We start from the raw sequence: 12,299 nt of genomic DNA on the forward strand, positions 1-12,299 counted from the left end.
AGCATGCCGGTACGACAACGTCCGCAGGACACGGCCAGCCGATGAGCAGCGGATCGCCAGGCAGGGGCAGCGTCTATAGAGGCGCGGCGATTGCGGTTGCCCTGACATGGGTGCTGCGCGCAATCGGGCTGGTCTCGGTCTTCATTCTTGCGCGCCTTCTCACCCCGTCCGACTTCGGCGTCGTCGGCCTCGCCATGACCGCGGTCGCGCTGGTCGAGACATTCTCCTACCTAGGCATGAAGCAGGCCCTGCTACGGATGGAAAAGCCGGAGCGGGATTATTACGACACCGCTTTCACTATCCAGTTGATCATGTTTGCAGCACTTGGCCTGCTGTTGTTCGCGATTGCTGCCCCCGCCGCCGACTTCTTCCGTGAACCGCGCGTCGAACCCGTCATCTACGCGCTCTCGCTAAGGTTCGTGATGCTGGGCCTCGTCAACATCGGTGTGGTCGAGTTCGAACGCGATTTCGCCTTCGGGCGGGATCTCAAGATGAAGGCGACGGCGCGGATCGTCTCGTTCTTCGTCACCGTAGCGCTGGCCTTGTGGCTGCGATCCTACTGGGCGCTCGTGGTCGGCATGATTGTGCAATCGCTGATCCTGACGATCCTGTCCTACACGATGCAGCCATACCGCCCGCGCCTTTCGCTGGCGCGCCGCGCCGAACTGCTGGGCGTGTCCCTGTGGATCTTCTCAGGCGTGGTTGCGCAAACTCTATACAGCCAGGTTGAACGGATCGTGGTCGGCAGGACTGCAGACACCGGCACCGTCGGTGCCTTTTCGGTCAGCAAGGACGTGTCGAATATTCTCACGCAGGAAATCGCCATGGCGCTGAACCGCGTGACCTTCGTGACCACGGCGAGGAGCGGGGCCTTCGACACGCAGGGTGAACGCATTGCCCGCTCGCTGGGTGCCTATGCCATGATCACGGCGCCTATGGGACTTGGCCTCGCCGCGGTGGCCGAACACTTCATCCGGGTTTTCCTGGGCGGGCAATGGGGCTCGGCAGTGCCCCTTGTCGCACCCATCGCAGTCGCTACGGCATTGATGGCCGTATTCCGCCTGATCGCCTCTTCGTTGCAGGCCGGCGGTCACGAGAAAGCCTCAGGCCTTCTCTGCATCGCTGGCCTGGCCGGGCTGGCAGTCGCTGTCGGGGTCGTCGCGCATGCGGGCGGAAGCCCCCTTTCGATCGCTCAAACCGGGATGATAGTGAGTGCGGTGACCCTGCTTGCCGGCCTTGGCGTGATGGCGCACTTTACACGGTATGGTGTGGCGAGCTTCCTCGTAGCCGTGGCAAGGCCGTTCCTGGCGGGCACGGCGATGTATTTCCTCGTCCGCGCGATGCCGGTTCTCTCGCCATCACCATTCGTTGAACTGGTGTGGCGCGCAGCAATTGGTGCCGCAGCCTATTTCGCTGCACTGATGCTGCTCTGGCTGCTGTCGGGACGGCCCCAATCGAGCGAGGCCGAGATGCTGCGCGTTGCCCGAAGGCTGCTCGCGCGCCTCTAGTCCATGTGCTTGAGGCCGACCCGCAGGTAATCCCAGCCTGTGACAAGCGTCAGGATTGCCGCACCCCATAGCGATACTAGGCCGACGGTGTGCGGGACGTTGGCGACGATATCGCCGATTTGCATCGTCCAGCGCGGCAGGCCCTGGCCGAGGATCAGCGATCCCAGCGCCATGAGCTGGAAAGTCGTCTTCCACTTGGCGAGCCGGCTCACCGGCACGGAAATCTGCAAGCCGCCAAGGAATTCGCGTAGGCCCGAGACGGCGATTTCGCGCACGAGGATGATGAGCCCCGCCACGACATGCATGTCCCCGACATAAGGGCCGCGCAGCACGCCCTGCGCCGCCAGCACGAGGATGACCGAGGCCACCATGATCTTGTCCGCAATCGGATCGAGGAAAATGCCGAGCTTCGAGACCGTGCCGCTGGACCGCGCCAGCATCCCGTCGAAATAGTCGGTGATTCCCATCGCGCAGTAGAGCACGAAGGCGGCAAGATAACCGGTTTCCCAGCCCGGCCACCACAAGAGGAAGGCCAGAAGCGGGATCGCGAAGATGCGCGACAGCGTGAGGATGTTGGGCAGGCTCAACATGATGGCATTCCCCCTAACGACAAACGGTCCGCCGCAAAAGCCGCACAATCTCCTTGTCCGCCGCCGTGTTGTTCCTCACAAGGACCGCGCACGCGGGGTTGCGTACGGGGGGTCATGCTTACATCAACGCATTTGCTGCGCAGCAGGCGGTTCCTGCCGCTGTTCGTCACGCAGCTTTTCAACGCTTTCAACGACAACCTCTACAAGACAGCGATGGTGCTGTTCGTCGTCTATTCGATCTACAATTCGGAAGAGGCGGAAGGCCAGTTCAGCGCCATCGCGTCGGGACTGTTCATCCTGCCATTCTTCGTACTTTCGGCGCTTGCGGGCCAGCTTGCCGACATGCGCGACAAGGCGGCGATTATCCGCAAGGTGAAGTTCTGCGAGATCGTGCTGATGATCATTGGCGCAGGCGGGCTCTACCTTGCATGGCGCGGGTACGAGATGCCCGTGTCGCTCTTCGGCATCCAGACAAGTTTTCCGATCGTCCTGATGCTCCTCGCCCTGTTCCTGACCGGGGTGCAGTCGACTTTCCTGGGTCCGATCAAATATGCGATCCTGCCCCAGCACCTGAAAAAGGACGAAGTGCTCGCCGGGACGGGGCTGGTGGAGGCCGGAACCTACATCGCCATCTTGGCAGGAACGATCCTGGCGGGCTGGATCCCGGTCGAAGTCGCCGCAATCGGCATCATCCTGACCTCGATTGTCGGCTATCTCGTCAGCCGCCAGATCCCCGACGCACCGCCGCAAGGCACGGTAGAAAAGCTCGACTGGCACATCCTTCGTGCCTCGGTGAAGCTCGTGCGCGAGACGATGCACGTGGGCGAGGTGTTCTACGCCATCATCGCTATCAGCTTCTTCTGGACCATCGGTGCCGTATTGTTCATCCAGTTCCCGCCGCTGGCCAAGAACGTGATCATGGCAAGCAAGGAAGTGGCGAGCCTGTTCCTCGTGGTCTTCTCGGTCGGCATCGCCATCGGTTCGGTCGCCATCAATGCCCTGCTCAAGGGGCAGGTATCGGCCCGTTATTCGCCGCCTTCCGTAATCGTCATGGGCCTCTTCGTCATAGCATTCTACGCCGTGGCGAAGCTGTGGCAGGCTGACCAGCCAACCGAACTGCTGGACGTGGCAGGCTTCCTCGCCTGGCCCATGGCGACGGTTCTGCTGCTGTGTCTTCTCGGCATTGCGATTGCAGGCGGGATGTTCGTGGTCCCGCTCTATGCTTTCCTCACCACGCGCGTCGCGCCGGACAAGGCGTCACGCACGATCGCGGCAAACAATATCGTCAACTCGGGCGCGATGGTCTGCGGCTCGCTCCTGGCCATGGGGATGAGCGCTGCGGGCGTACCTATCGTAGAGCAGGTGCTCATCAGCGCGGCGATGTGCCTGATTTCCGCCTGGTTGGGGCGCAAACTGCTCGATGCCGAGCGGCAGGCAGCCGCACGCGAACAGGCATGATCAGGCGATAAAGGCGAGGACTGCGGCGAAGGTCGCGAAATAAACTGATGCAGCGCCCCGCACGTCGGACGCGGTCAGCTTCCAGTCGATCGGCTGGTCCTGCGGGATGTCGGCAAACATAGCCCGCCGCTGGGGAAGGCTGACCCGCAGCCAGTGGCGGGCTGCTTCGCTGTTGAGGACAAGTGCGCGTCTCATAATGCGGGCTTAACGCATTTTTAACCTTCGGGGTCCCGTTGAAAACGCGCTGTCGCAATGCGGGACATTAAGCCTTTCCGGTGAGTATAAAGCGCAAGAATTGCCGGCGCGATTGCGCAGGTCAGCGCCGGACGCTAACCGCGTCAGCCATGACCACGCGCCCCACCCCCGCCGCCGCCAAGCTGCTCGTCGACTGCCTGATCGAACAGGGGTGCGAGCGTATCTTCACCGTGCCCGGCGAAAGCTTCCTGCAGGTGCTCGATGCGCTGGCAGGGCAGGATTCCATCGATCTCGTAACCTGCCGCCAGGAAGGTGGAGTCGCGATGATGGCATGCGCCGACGGGGCGATGACCGGCAGGCCCGGCGTTGCCTTCGTGACCCGCGGTCCGGGCGCGACCAATGCCAGCATCGGCGTCCATGTCGCGATGCAGGATTCGCAACCGATGATCATGTTCGTGGGCGATGTCGATTCGGGCATGCGCGACCGCGAAGGCTTCCAGGAAGTCGACTTCGCCGCCTTCTTCGGCCCCATCGCCAAGTGGGCCGCGCGGATCGATTCCGCCGATCGCATCCCTGAATACGTGGCGCGCGCTTACGCCACGGCTATCTCCGGACGTCCCGGCCCGGTCGTGCTTGCCCTGCCGGAAGACATGCTGAGCCACGAGACCTCTGCCCGTCCGCGAAAGCGGGTCGAGCGTCCGGCACAAGCTCCCTGCCCCGATGCCATGCAGACGATGATGGACCTCATCGCCGATGCCGCGTCGCCCGTCGCCATCATTGGCGGTGCGGGCTGGAATGCCAAGGCGCGCGAGCATTTCCAGCTTTTTGCCGAACGGATCGGCATCCCGGTCGCCACCGCCTTCCGCCGACAGGACGCGATATCGCCCTCAAGCCGCGTTTATGCCGGCGCGCTGGGTTACGGCCCCAACCCCAAGCTTATCGAACGGGTGAAGAATGCCGACCTGATCCTCGCGGTGGGCGCCCGCCTCGGCGAAGCGACCACCGACGGCTATACGGTCCCGCCGCTGATCGCCGGGGATCGCAAGCTGGTGCACGTCCATCCCGATCCCAACGAGCTTAACCGCGTCTACCCCGCAGACCTCGCCATTTGCGCCGAGATGGACGAGTTCGCGGAAAGCGCGGCCCTGTGGGACGACGGCTCCGTCATCGATTTCGACGCCGGTGCCCAAGCGAATGCCGAATGGCAGGCCTGGGCGACCGCGAAGCCCGGAGACTATGCGCTCGACATGGCATCCTGCGTACAATTCATGCGCGATACGCTTCCTGCCGACAGCATCATCTGCAACGGTGCCGGCAATTTCGCCGGCTGGTGGCACCGGTACTGGCGTTACGAAGGCTATCCCAGCCAGCTCGCACCAACCTGCGGCGCGATGGGTTATGGCGTGCCTGCGGCAGTCGCTGCGGCGCTACGCCACAAGGACCGCACGGTCGTGGCTGTTGCCGGAGACGGCGATTTCCTTATGAACGGCCAGGAACTTGCCACGGTCGTGCAGCACGGAGCCGATCTCCTCGTGATCGTGGTCGACAACGGCGCTTACGGCACGATCCGCATGCACCAGGAACGCGAATTTCCCGGTGACGAACGGATCAGCGGCACGCGCCTCGCCAACCCCGATTTCGCGGCGCTTGCCTCGGCCTATGGCGGTTGGTCCGCCCGCGCCGAAACGACGCAGGAATTCAGGGACGCGCTCGTAGCCGCACAGGGCCGAAACGGCCTGCGGCTGATCCACTGCGTGATCGAGGTCGAACAGCTTGCTGCAAGCGGCGCGACCGTCAGCGGGCTACGCAATCGCTGACAAGTGAAAGGCCGCCTCCCGCAATCGGGAGACGGCCCTTCCTCGCTGTGTCTGAACTTGATGTTCGAACGTCAGATGTCGTTGCCGAGCTTTCCTTCGACTTCCCCGACGAACTGCTGGGCTTCCCCCTTGCGCTCCTGACGTTCGCCTTCGCGCTCAAGCCGCTCGTTATCTGTCATTTCGGCGACCGCTTGCTTGGTGTTGCCACTCAGCTCGTTGGCATTGCCTTTAATCTTTTCGGTGAGCTCGCCCATGGGGCCTCTCCTTCTGATTGATACGCCAAAAGTGACGTATTTACAGGAAGGTAAGTCCAATCAGCACGAGAGCGTTCCGCGCATTGCGGCCAGCTGTTTACAGCGAGCGACGAAGTCAAATACCCGCCATCGAGCAAATGACAGACCATTCATCGGGCGTGATCTCCGCCACCGACAGGCGCGAGAGCTTCACTAGCTCGCAATTCTCCAGCTGCGGCTCGGCCTTGATCTGCTTGAGCGTGACCGCATGCGGTAGCTTGGTCTTGGGCTTGACCTTGACCGCCGCCCACTTGCCTTCCGGGTCGGTGGGATCCGTGATCCCGGCCACGCTGACTTCGCAAATGCCGACGATCTCCAGCCCTTCGCGCGAATGGTAGAAGAAGGCCTGATCGCCTACCTCCATGGCGGCAAGGTTGTTCTTGGCCCGGTGATTGCGCACGCCGTCCCAGGTTCCCTCGCCTTCCGCGACGAGATCGTCCCAGCTGTATTTGAACGGTTCGGACTTCATCAGCCAGTATCGGGCCATGTGGGGAAATCTCCTTCGTGCTTGCTTGCTGCGACGCCCTAGCGCGAGCTTCGCGGCATGGCCAGAACCCCCTCCACAGGCACGCTGCGGGGTTAACCGCTTCTTAGACATCCCCCTCTAGAAACAGCCTACTGACAAGCGTGTCGCGGGGGACGATTTGGGCCAGGAACCCACCAGGGAACGGATTGAAAAGGAAGCGAAAGTACGGCTGCCGAAAGCTCCGCACGACCTGCTGACGCGCGGCATCGCCTTTGCCGCGATGATCCTTTTCGTCGGTACGGCAGGCGTTGCCCTGCCCAACGTCTTCAAGACCTGGACCGGCAGCGCAGGCGGGCCGGACATCATCCTGACCAATGCGCTGATCCTCAACATCGCGCTGATCCTGCTCGGCTGGCACCGCTACAAGGCGCTGAACACCGAACTGGTCGCACGCCGCAAGTCCGAACAGGAAGCGCGCCGCCTTGCAGAAATCGATGATCTTACCGGCTGTCTCAACCGGCGCAGTTTCGCAGACCGTCTCGCGGTCCTGCTCAAGACCGAATGCAGCGACGAAAGGGCGCTGGCCGCCATCGCGGTCGACCTCGACAACTTCAAGCAGGTGAACGACCTCAACGGCCACATGGCCGGCGATGCCGTCCTGCGCGCTACGGCGCAGCGGATCGAGCGCACCTTGCCGGCAGGCGGCGTCCTCGCCCGTATCGGAGGCGATGAATTCCTTTGTGTCGTTCCGTACTACGTGAATGTGTCGGACCGGATCGAGCACCTCGCGACCCGCATGATCGAAGCGGTGGCGACATCCGTATCGCACGACGGCGTATCGCTCGACGTGACGGTGTCCATCGGAATCGCCAGTTCCATCCACCTGGACAAGGAACTGGCGGCCGACAGCGCGGCCCAGGACCTGATGCACAAGGCGGATATCGCCATGTATCACGCCAAGAAGCAGGGCAAGAACCGCTACTACTGGTTCGAAGCGCCGATGGAAAACGAACTGCGTTTCCGCAACAAGCTGGAAGCCGGCATCCGCGCAGGCATCGCGAACGGCGAATTCGTCCCCTACTACGAACAGCAGGTCGATCTTGAGACCGACCAACTGGTCGGCTTCGAGATGCTGGCCCGCTGGGAATCGCCCGAACTGGGCGTGGTCGGCCCCGACATCTTCATCCCGATCGCCGAGGAAATCGGTGCCATCGGCGAATTGTCCGAAAACCTCATCGCGCAGGCCTTCGAAGATGCGAAGGAATGGGACCCGGAATTGACCCTGTCGGTCAACATCTCGCCCGTGCAGATGCGCGATCCGTGGTTTGCGCAGAAGATCCTCAAGCTTCTGGTGGCGCACCGTTTCCCGCCCAGCCGGCTCGATATCGAGATCACCGAAACCTGCCTGCACGAAAATGTCGGCATGGTCCGGTCGATGATCACCAGCCTGCGCAACCAGGGCGTGCACGTCAGCCTCGACGATTTCGGGACAGGCTATTCCAGCCTTTCCCAATTGCGTAGCCTGCCGTTCGACCGGCTCAAGATCGACCGCAGCTTCATCGGCGAACTGCGCCAGCAGGAAAACGGCGACGCGCTGGTCAATGCGATCATCGCCATGAGCGACGGCCTGAAACTGCCGATCACTGCCGAGGGGATCGAGAACGAAACGATCCTCGAAGCCCTGAAGCGGCTCGGCAAGATGAAGGGCCAAGGGTATCACTATGGCCGCCCCGAGCCGGCCGACAAGGTCCGCGAGAGGCTTGCCGATCATGGTCTTCTTGCCGGTCCGTCGGAACAGGTGGTGGACCTTGCCGAGCAGCGCGAAAAGCGCAGCGGCAAGCCTTCGGCAGACCAGCGCGCCGGCTGATACTGGACGCTGGGCCCGCGAGGGCATAGATGCGCGCCATAATGCGCGTTCCCTTCATCAAGATGCACGGCCTCGGCAACGACTTCGTCGTGCTGGATGCGCGCGTCGACGACCTGCCCGAATTGACCCACGGCACGGTGCGTCGACTGGCCGACCGCTTCACCGGTATCGGCTGCGACCAGCTTATTCTTCTCGCGCCGAGCTCGCATGCAGACTTCGCGATGCGCATCTTCAACCATGACGGCAGCGAAGTCGGCGCCTGCGGTAACGCGACCCGCGCCGTTGCGATGCTGCACGGAGAGGAAGCACGCATCGCCACCGCCGGCGGCCTGCTGCTGGCGTCACCTACTCAAGGCGGGGCGAGCGTGGACATGGGCGTGCCGCGTTTCGACTGGGACGCGATCCCCCTCGCCTACCCGATGGACACGCTGTCTATGCCGGTCGGTTGGGACATGCTGGAGAATCCCGGCGCGGTGAACGTGGGCAATCCCCACGTGATCTTCTTCGCCGACGATACCGATGCAGTCCCGCTCGATCGGCTCGGCCCCGAGATCGAGAACGATCCGCTGTTCCCCGAACGGGTGAACGTCAATGTGGCTGCCATCTTGGCACCCGACCACATTCGCCTGCGGGTATGGGAACGGGGCGCTGGGCTCACCCTCGCCTGCGGCACAGGCGCCTGTGCCACGGCAGTCCACGCCATGCGCCGCCGCCTTGTCGGGCCCAAGGTCAAGGTGACGCTGCCCGGCGGCGATCTCCAGATCGAATGGAGCGAAGGCGGCAGCATTCGCATGACCGGTCCTGCAACGGAGAGCTTCCGCGGCAGCTTCGAATGGGCCGACTACGCATGAATGCGCCGCAAGTCGTCTCGCTAGGTTGCCGCCTGAACATTTCCGAAAGCGAACGCATCCGCGCGATGCTGGCGGGCCAGAACGACCTCGTCGTCGTCAACAGCTGCGCCGTGACCAGCGAGGCGGTGCGCCAGACGCGCCAGGCCATCCGCCGCGCGCGCCGCGCCAATCCCGACGCACGCCTCATCGTTACCGGCTGCGCCGCCGAGGTGGAGCGCGAAGCCATCGCCGCGATGCCGGAGGTCGACGGTCTTGTCGCCAATACCGCCAAGCTCGACCCGCGCGCCTGGAACGTCCCGCAATCGCCGCCGCCTGTGGCCAAGCGGCGCACCCGGGCCTTCGTCGCGGTCCAGAACGGCTGCGATCACGCATGCACCTTCTGCGTCATCCCCCAGGGACGCGGAACCAGCCGCTCGCTGTCAGTGGACGAAGTGGTCGCAGAAGTGGCTCGCCATGTTTCGGAAGGCGCGCAGGAGGTCGTCCTGACCGGCGTCGACGTGACTTCATGGGGTCACGACCTGCCCGGTCGCCCTGCGCTCGGCGCGATGGTGCGCACTGTCCTCGACCGCTTTCCCGAATTGCCGCGCCTGCGCATGTCCTCGCTCGACGGAATCGAGGTGGACGAGGAACTGTTCGAACTGTTCGCGGCCGAGCGCCGCCTCATGCCGCATCTCCATCTCTCACTGCAGCACGGCCACGATCTCATCCTGAAGCGCATGAAGCGCCGGCACAGCCGCGCCGATGCCGTGCAACTGGTAACGGAACTCAAACGTCGCCGGGCTGACATCGCCATCGGGGCCGACCTCATCGCCGGTTTCCCGACCGAAACCGGGGAGCACCACACGGCGAACCTGTTGATCATCGAAGAGCTCGGCATCGTGCACGGGCATATCTTCCCCTACTCGCCGCGACCCGGAACACCTGCCGCGCGCATGCCGCAGGTGGAGCGCGAGGTGGTAAAGCACCGTGCTGGCGAACTGCGCGCAGCCGTCGCCAAGGTGCGCGCAGAGTGGCTGGCAACGCTCGTCGATAAGCCGCTGTCCGTCCTCGCCGAACGCGACGGGACGGGCTATTCGCAAAACTTCGCGCGGGTACGGATCCCCGCGGGTACAGAGGCCGGGCGGATCGTGACAATCGCCCCCAAGACTATCGAGGACAACCTCCTGGTATGAGTAAACCCAGCTGGACCGAGCGCCTGTTCGGCGGCTTCAAGAAGACGTCGGAACGCCTGAGCGAAAACCTCACCGAGGTGGTCAGCAAGGCGCGGCTCGATGATGCCACGCTCGACGATGTCGAAGATGCGCTGATCATGTCGGACCTCGGCCCGAGTGCCGCCGCACGCATCCGCGCCAAGCTCAAGGACAAGCGCTTCGGCCTCGAAATCAGCGCGCAGGAACTGAAGGAAGCGGTGGCGGAAGAAATCGCCGCCATCCTGCGCCCTGTTGCCAAACCGCTCGAAATCACTGCCTTCCCGCGCCCGCAAGTCGTGCTGGTCATCGGCGTCAATGGCAGCGGCAAAACCACGACGATCGCCAAGCTGGCCCACCTGTTCAAGGAAGACGACTACGCCGTCATGCTGGCGGCGGGCGATACTTTCCGCGCGGCGGCCATCGGCCAGCTCCAGACCTGGGCCGACCGGGTGGACGTGCCCATCGTGCGCGGACCCGAAGGCGGCGATCCTGCGTCGATCGTATTCGACGCGGTCAAAAAAGGTACGGAAATCGGCACCGACGTGCTGATTGTCGACACTGCCGGACGCCTGCAGAACAAGCGCGAGCTGATGGACGAGCTGGCGAAGATCCGCAAAGTCCTCGGCCGCCTCAACCCCGAAGCGCCGCACGACGTGGTGCTGGTGCTCGATGCGACCAACGGGCAGAACGCGCTTTCGCAGATCGATGTCTTCAAGGAAGTCGCTGGCGTCACCGGCCTGGTCATGACCAAGCTCGACGGCACGGCGCGCGGCGGCGTGCTGGTGCAGGCAGCCGAGCAATATGGCCTGCCCATCCATGCCATCGGCGTGGGCGAAAAGATCGACGACTTGCGCCCGTTCGACCCCGACCTTGTCGCGCGCGTCATCGCGGGGATTGCATGATGGCCGATACGAGCGAGAAGAGGCCCACCGGATGGCTGCACACGCTGGTCGACTACGGCCCGCTGCTGGTTTTCCTCGGCGTCTACAAATTCTCCCAGCCGCCCGCCGACTCCACCTTCGGGGAAATCGCCGCGGTCATCTACGGCACGGTGGCCTTCATGGTCGCAGCCGTGGTCGCCCTGGTCTTCAGCAAGTGGAAGTTCGGCAAGGTCAGCCCGATGCTGATTCTCTCGACCACGCTGATCGTCGGCTTCGGCGCACTGACAATCTGGCTGCGCGACGAGCGCTTCATCCAGTTCAAACCTACAGCGATCTACGTCCTGTTCGGCGTGGTGCTGATGATCGGCTGGCTGCGCGACAGGGCGTGGCTGCAGGTCCTGCTCGGTGCCGCCTTCGAGGGCGTGACACACGAAGGCTGGATGAAGCTGTCGCGCAACTGGGGCATCTTCTTCTTCGCGCTCGCCGCGCTCAACGAAGTGCTCGTGCGGACGATGAGCTTCGAAGGATGGCTCTGGGCGAAGCTGTGGGTGTTCCTGCCGCTCAGCTTCCTGTTCACCTTCACGCAGCTTCCCATGCTCCTGCGCCATGGCCTTTCCTTCGAGGACACGGACGAGGTCATGCAGGACGAACCGCCGACCGGTTGATCAGACATCGTCTCCCGGGGTGATCTTGATCATAACCCGCATCAGCGTTGTGTAGATCAGCACGACAGTTGCGGCGGATAGGCCAACCATCAGCACGGTTCCGGCAAAGAGCCCGTCGTAGACATTCTTGAACCACGCAGGCGGCAATTCCTCGAATTCGCCGATGGGCAGTGCGAACGCCATCAGCAGGAACAGCGTTACCAGCAAGGTGAGGGCCGAGAGCCGCCCGACCATCGCCACATCGCGATAGGCCGAGTGGTCGAAATCCTCGTCCATGCGGCGGATCATTCCGACCAGGGTCAGCATGAGGGCGATAATCGTGGCCGATGCCGTAGCAATGGCGGAACCGAGATAAAGACCTGCGCGCGACAAGGCATTGAGCAAGTCGACCGCCTCCGCTGCGCTGTAGACCCTGCCGATAGCCGACCTCGCGCCGTATCCGAGAAGCCCGGCAAGCATGAAGGTGGCCAGCGGCCAGCGATAGCAGGTGACAAGCTCCCTCATGCCCTATTTATGAA

General features: G+C 63.3%; 13 protein-coding genes. 8 read left to right on the plus strand and 5 right to left on the minus strand.

All coding sequences use genetic code 11. From position 1 onward, the window contains the following. Window positions 1-41 precede the first annotated feature (41 nt). The gene (locus tag LC083_RS01185) at window positions 42-1,508 is read left to right on the plus strand and encodes an oligosaccharide flippase family protein (protein ID WP_226698845.1); all 1,467 of its coding nucleotides are present in this window, start codon (window positions 42-44) and stop codon (window positions 1,506-1,508) included. Here the strand turns inward: LC083_RS01185 and pgsA are convergent. Beyond that, window positions 1,505-2,098 carry a CDP-diacylglycerol--glycerol-3-phosphate 3-phosphatidyltransferase gene (pgsA, locus tag LC083_RS01190; protein ID WP_160607463.1) on the minus strand — a complete coding sequence of 198 codons (594 nt, stop codon included), beginning with the start codon at window positions 2,096-2,098 and terminating at the stop codon, window positions 1,505-1,507. The genes LC083_RS01185 and pgsA overlap by 4 nt on opposite strands. Before the next feature lie 114 nt (window positions 2,099-2,212). Here pgsA and LC083_RS01195 point away from each other — a divergent pair, with 114 nt between their 5' ends. Further along, window positions 2,213-3,556, plus strand: coding sequence for an MFS transporter (locus LC083_RS01195; protein ID WP_226698846.1), 1,344 nt, complete (start codon window positions 2,213-2,215; stop codon window positions 3,554-3,556). On the opposite strand, the gene LC083_RS01200 is transcribed toward LC083_RS01195, so the two are convergent. Further along, window positions 3,557-3,751 carry a hypothetical protein gene (locus tag LC083_RS01200; protein ID WP_226698847.1) on the minus strand — a complete coding sequence of 65 codons (195 nt, stop codon included), beginning with the start codon at window positions 3,749-3,751 and terminating at the stop codon, window positions 3,557-3,559. 149 nt (window positions 3,752-3,900) lie between these two features. Here LC083_RS01200 and LC083_RS01205 point away from each other — a divergent pair, with 149 nt between their 5' ends. Beyond that, window positions 3,901-5,568, plus strand: a complete 1,668-nt coding sequence (locus LC083_RS01205; protein ID WP_226698848.1) for a thiamine pyrophosphate-binding protein — start codon at window positions 3,901-3,903, stop codon at window positions 5,566-5,568. A 71-nt stretch (window positions 5,569-5,639) separates the two neighbouring features. On the opposite strand, the gene LC083_RS01210 is transcribed toward LC083_RS01205, so the two are convergent. Together LC083_RS01210 and LC083_RS01215 are read right to left on the minus strand one after the other, a co-directional pair. Further along, entirely contained in the window at window positions 5,640-5,822 is a 183-nt protein-coding gene (locus LC083_RS01210) for a CsbD family protein (RefSeq protein WP_226698849.1), read from the minus strand. Between the two features lie 115 nt (window positions 5,823-5,937). Further along, the gene (locus tag LC083_RS01215) at window positions 5,938-6,348 is read right to left on the minus strand and encodes an EVE domain-containing protein (protein WP_160607468.1); all 411 of its coding nucleotides are present in this window, start codon (window positions 6,346-6,348) and stop codon (window positions 5,938-5,940) included. A gap of 157 nt (window positions 6,349-6,505) precedes the next feature. On the opposite strand from LC083_RS01215, the gene LC083_RS01220 reads away from it, so the two are divergent. From LC083_RS01220 to LC083_RS01240, 5 genes are read left to right on the plus strand one after another with little or no spacing between them, the layout of a single operon-like run. Continuing rightward, window positions 6,506-8,194 carry a putative bifunctional diguanylate cyclase/phosphodiesterase gene (locus tag LC083_RS01220; RefSeq protein WP_226698850.1) on the plus strand — a complete coding sequence of 563 codons (1,689 nt, stop codon included), beginning with the start codon at window positions 6,506-6,508 and terminating at the stop codon, window positions 8,192-8,194. 41 nt (window positions 8,195-8,235) lie between these two features. After that, complete coding sequence (gene dapF, locus LC083_RS01225; RefSeq protein WP_226698851.1) at window positions 8,236-9,045, plus strand: diaminopimelate epimerase; 810 nt, start codon at window positions 8,236-8,238, stop codon at window positions 9,043-9,045. Next, window positions 9,042-10,217 carry a MiaB/RimO family radical SAM methylthiotransferase gene (locus LC083_RS01230; protein WP_226698852.1) on the plus strand — a complete coding sequence of 392 codons (1,176 nt, stop codon included), beginning with the start codon at window positions 9,042-9,044 and terminating at the stop codon, window positions 10,215-10,217. Before dapF ends, LC083_RS01230 begins: the two co-directional genes overlap by 4 nt. Then, entirely contained in the window at window positions 10,214-11,137 is a 924-nt protein-coding gene (ftsY, locus tag LC083_RS01235; RefSeq protein WP_222554164.1) for a signal recognition particle-docking protein FtsY, read from the plus strand. Before LC083_RS01230 ends, ftsY begins: the two co-directional genes overlap by 4 nt. Beyond that, window positions 11,134-11,781: an inner membrane-spanning protein YciB gene (locus LC083_RS01240; RefSeq protein ID WP_413469437.1), complete on the plus strand. Its 648-nt coding sequence runs from the start codon at window positions 11,134-11,136 to the stop codon at window positions 11,779-11,781. Before ftsY ends, LC083_RS01240 begins: the two co-directional genes overlap by 4 nt. On the opposite strand, the gene LC083_RS01245 is transcribed toward LC083_RS01240, so the two are convergent. Continuing rightward, window positions 11,782-12,285 carry a hypothetical protein gene (locus tag LC083_RS01245; RefSeq protein WP_226698854.1) on the minus strand — a complete coding sequence of 168 codons (504 nt, stop codon included), beginning with the start codon at window positions 12,283-12,285 and terminating at the stop codon, window positions 11,782-11,784. Window positions 12,286-12,299 lie beyond the last annotated feature (14 nt).

This window comes from Qipengyuania gaetbuli, assembly GCF_020524765.1.
In the GTDB taxonomy this organism is placed as follows: Bacteria; Pseudomonadota; Alphaproteobacteria; order Sphingomonadales; family Sphingomonadaceae; genus Qipengyuania; species Qipengyuania gaetbuli_A.

Excerpts from the sequence above, each read along its gene's own strand:
- LC083_RS01195 (WP_226698846.1), top strand. The coding sequence starts at position 2,213 with ATGCTTACATCAACGCATTTGCTGCGCAGCAGGCGGTTCCTGCCGCTG.
- pgsA (WP_160607463.1), bottom strand. The coding sequence starts at position 2,098 with ATGTTGAGCCTGCCCAACATCCTCACGCTGTCGCGCATCTTCGCGATC.
- LC083_RS01215 (WP_160607468.1), bottom strand. The coding sequence starts at position 6,348 with ATGGCCCGATACTGGCTGATGAAGTCCGAACCGTTCAAATACAGCTGG.
- dapF (WP_226698851.1), top strand. The coding sequence starts at position 8,236 with ATGCGCGTTCCCTTCATCAAGATGCACGGCCTCGGCAACGACTTCGTC.
- LC083_RS01245 (WP_226698854.1), bottom strand. The coding sequence starts at position 12,285 with ATGAGGGAGCTTGTCACCTGCTATCGCTGGCCGCTGGCCACCTTCATG.
- LC083_RS01210 (WP_226698849.1), bottom strand. The coding sequence starts at position 5,822 with ATGGGCGAGCTCACCGAAAAGATTAAAGGCAATGCCAACGAGCTGAGT.
- LC083_RS01205 (WP_226698848.1), top strand. The coding sequence starts at position 3,901 with ATGACCACGCGCCCCACCCCCGCCGCCGCCAAGCTGCTCGTCGACTGC.
- LC083_RS01185 (WP_226698845.1), top strand. The coding sequence starts at position 42 with ATGAGCAGCGGATCGCCAGGCAGGGGCAGCGTCTATAGAGGCGCGGCG.
- ftsY (WP_222554164.1), top strand. The coding sequence starts at position 10,214 with ATGAGTAAACCCAGCTGGACCGAGCGCCTGTTCGGCGGCTTCAAGAAG.
- LC083_RS01240 (WP_413469437.1), top strand. The coding sequence starts at position 11,134 with ATGATGGCCGATACGAGCGAGAAGAGGCCCACCGGATGGCTGCACACG.
- LC083_RS01200 (WP_226698847.1), bottom strand. The coding sequence starts at position 3,751 with ATGAGACGCGCACTTGTCCTCAACAGCGAAGCAGCCCGCCACTGGCTG.
- LC083_RS01230 (WP_226698852.1), top strand. The coding sequence starts at position 9,042 with ATGAATGCGCCGCAAGTCGTCTCGCTAGGTTGCCGCCTGAACATTTCC.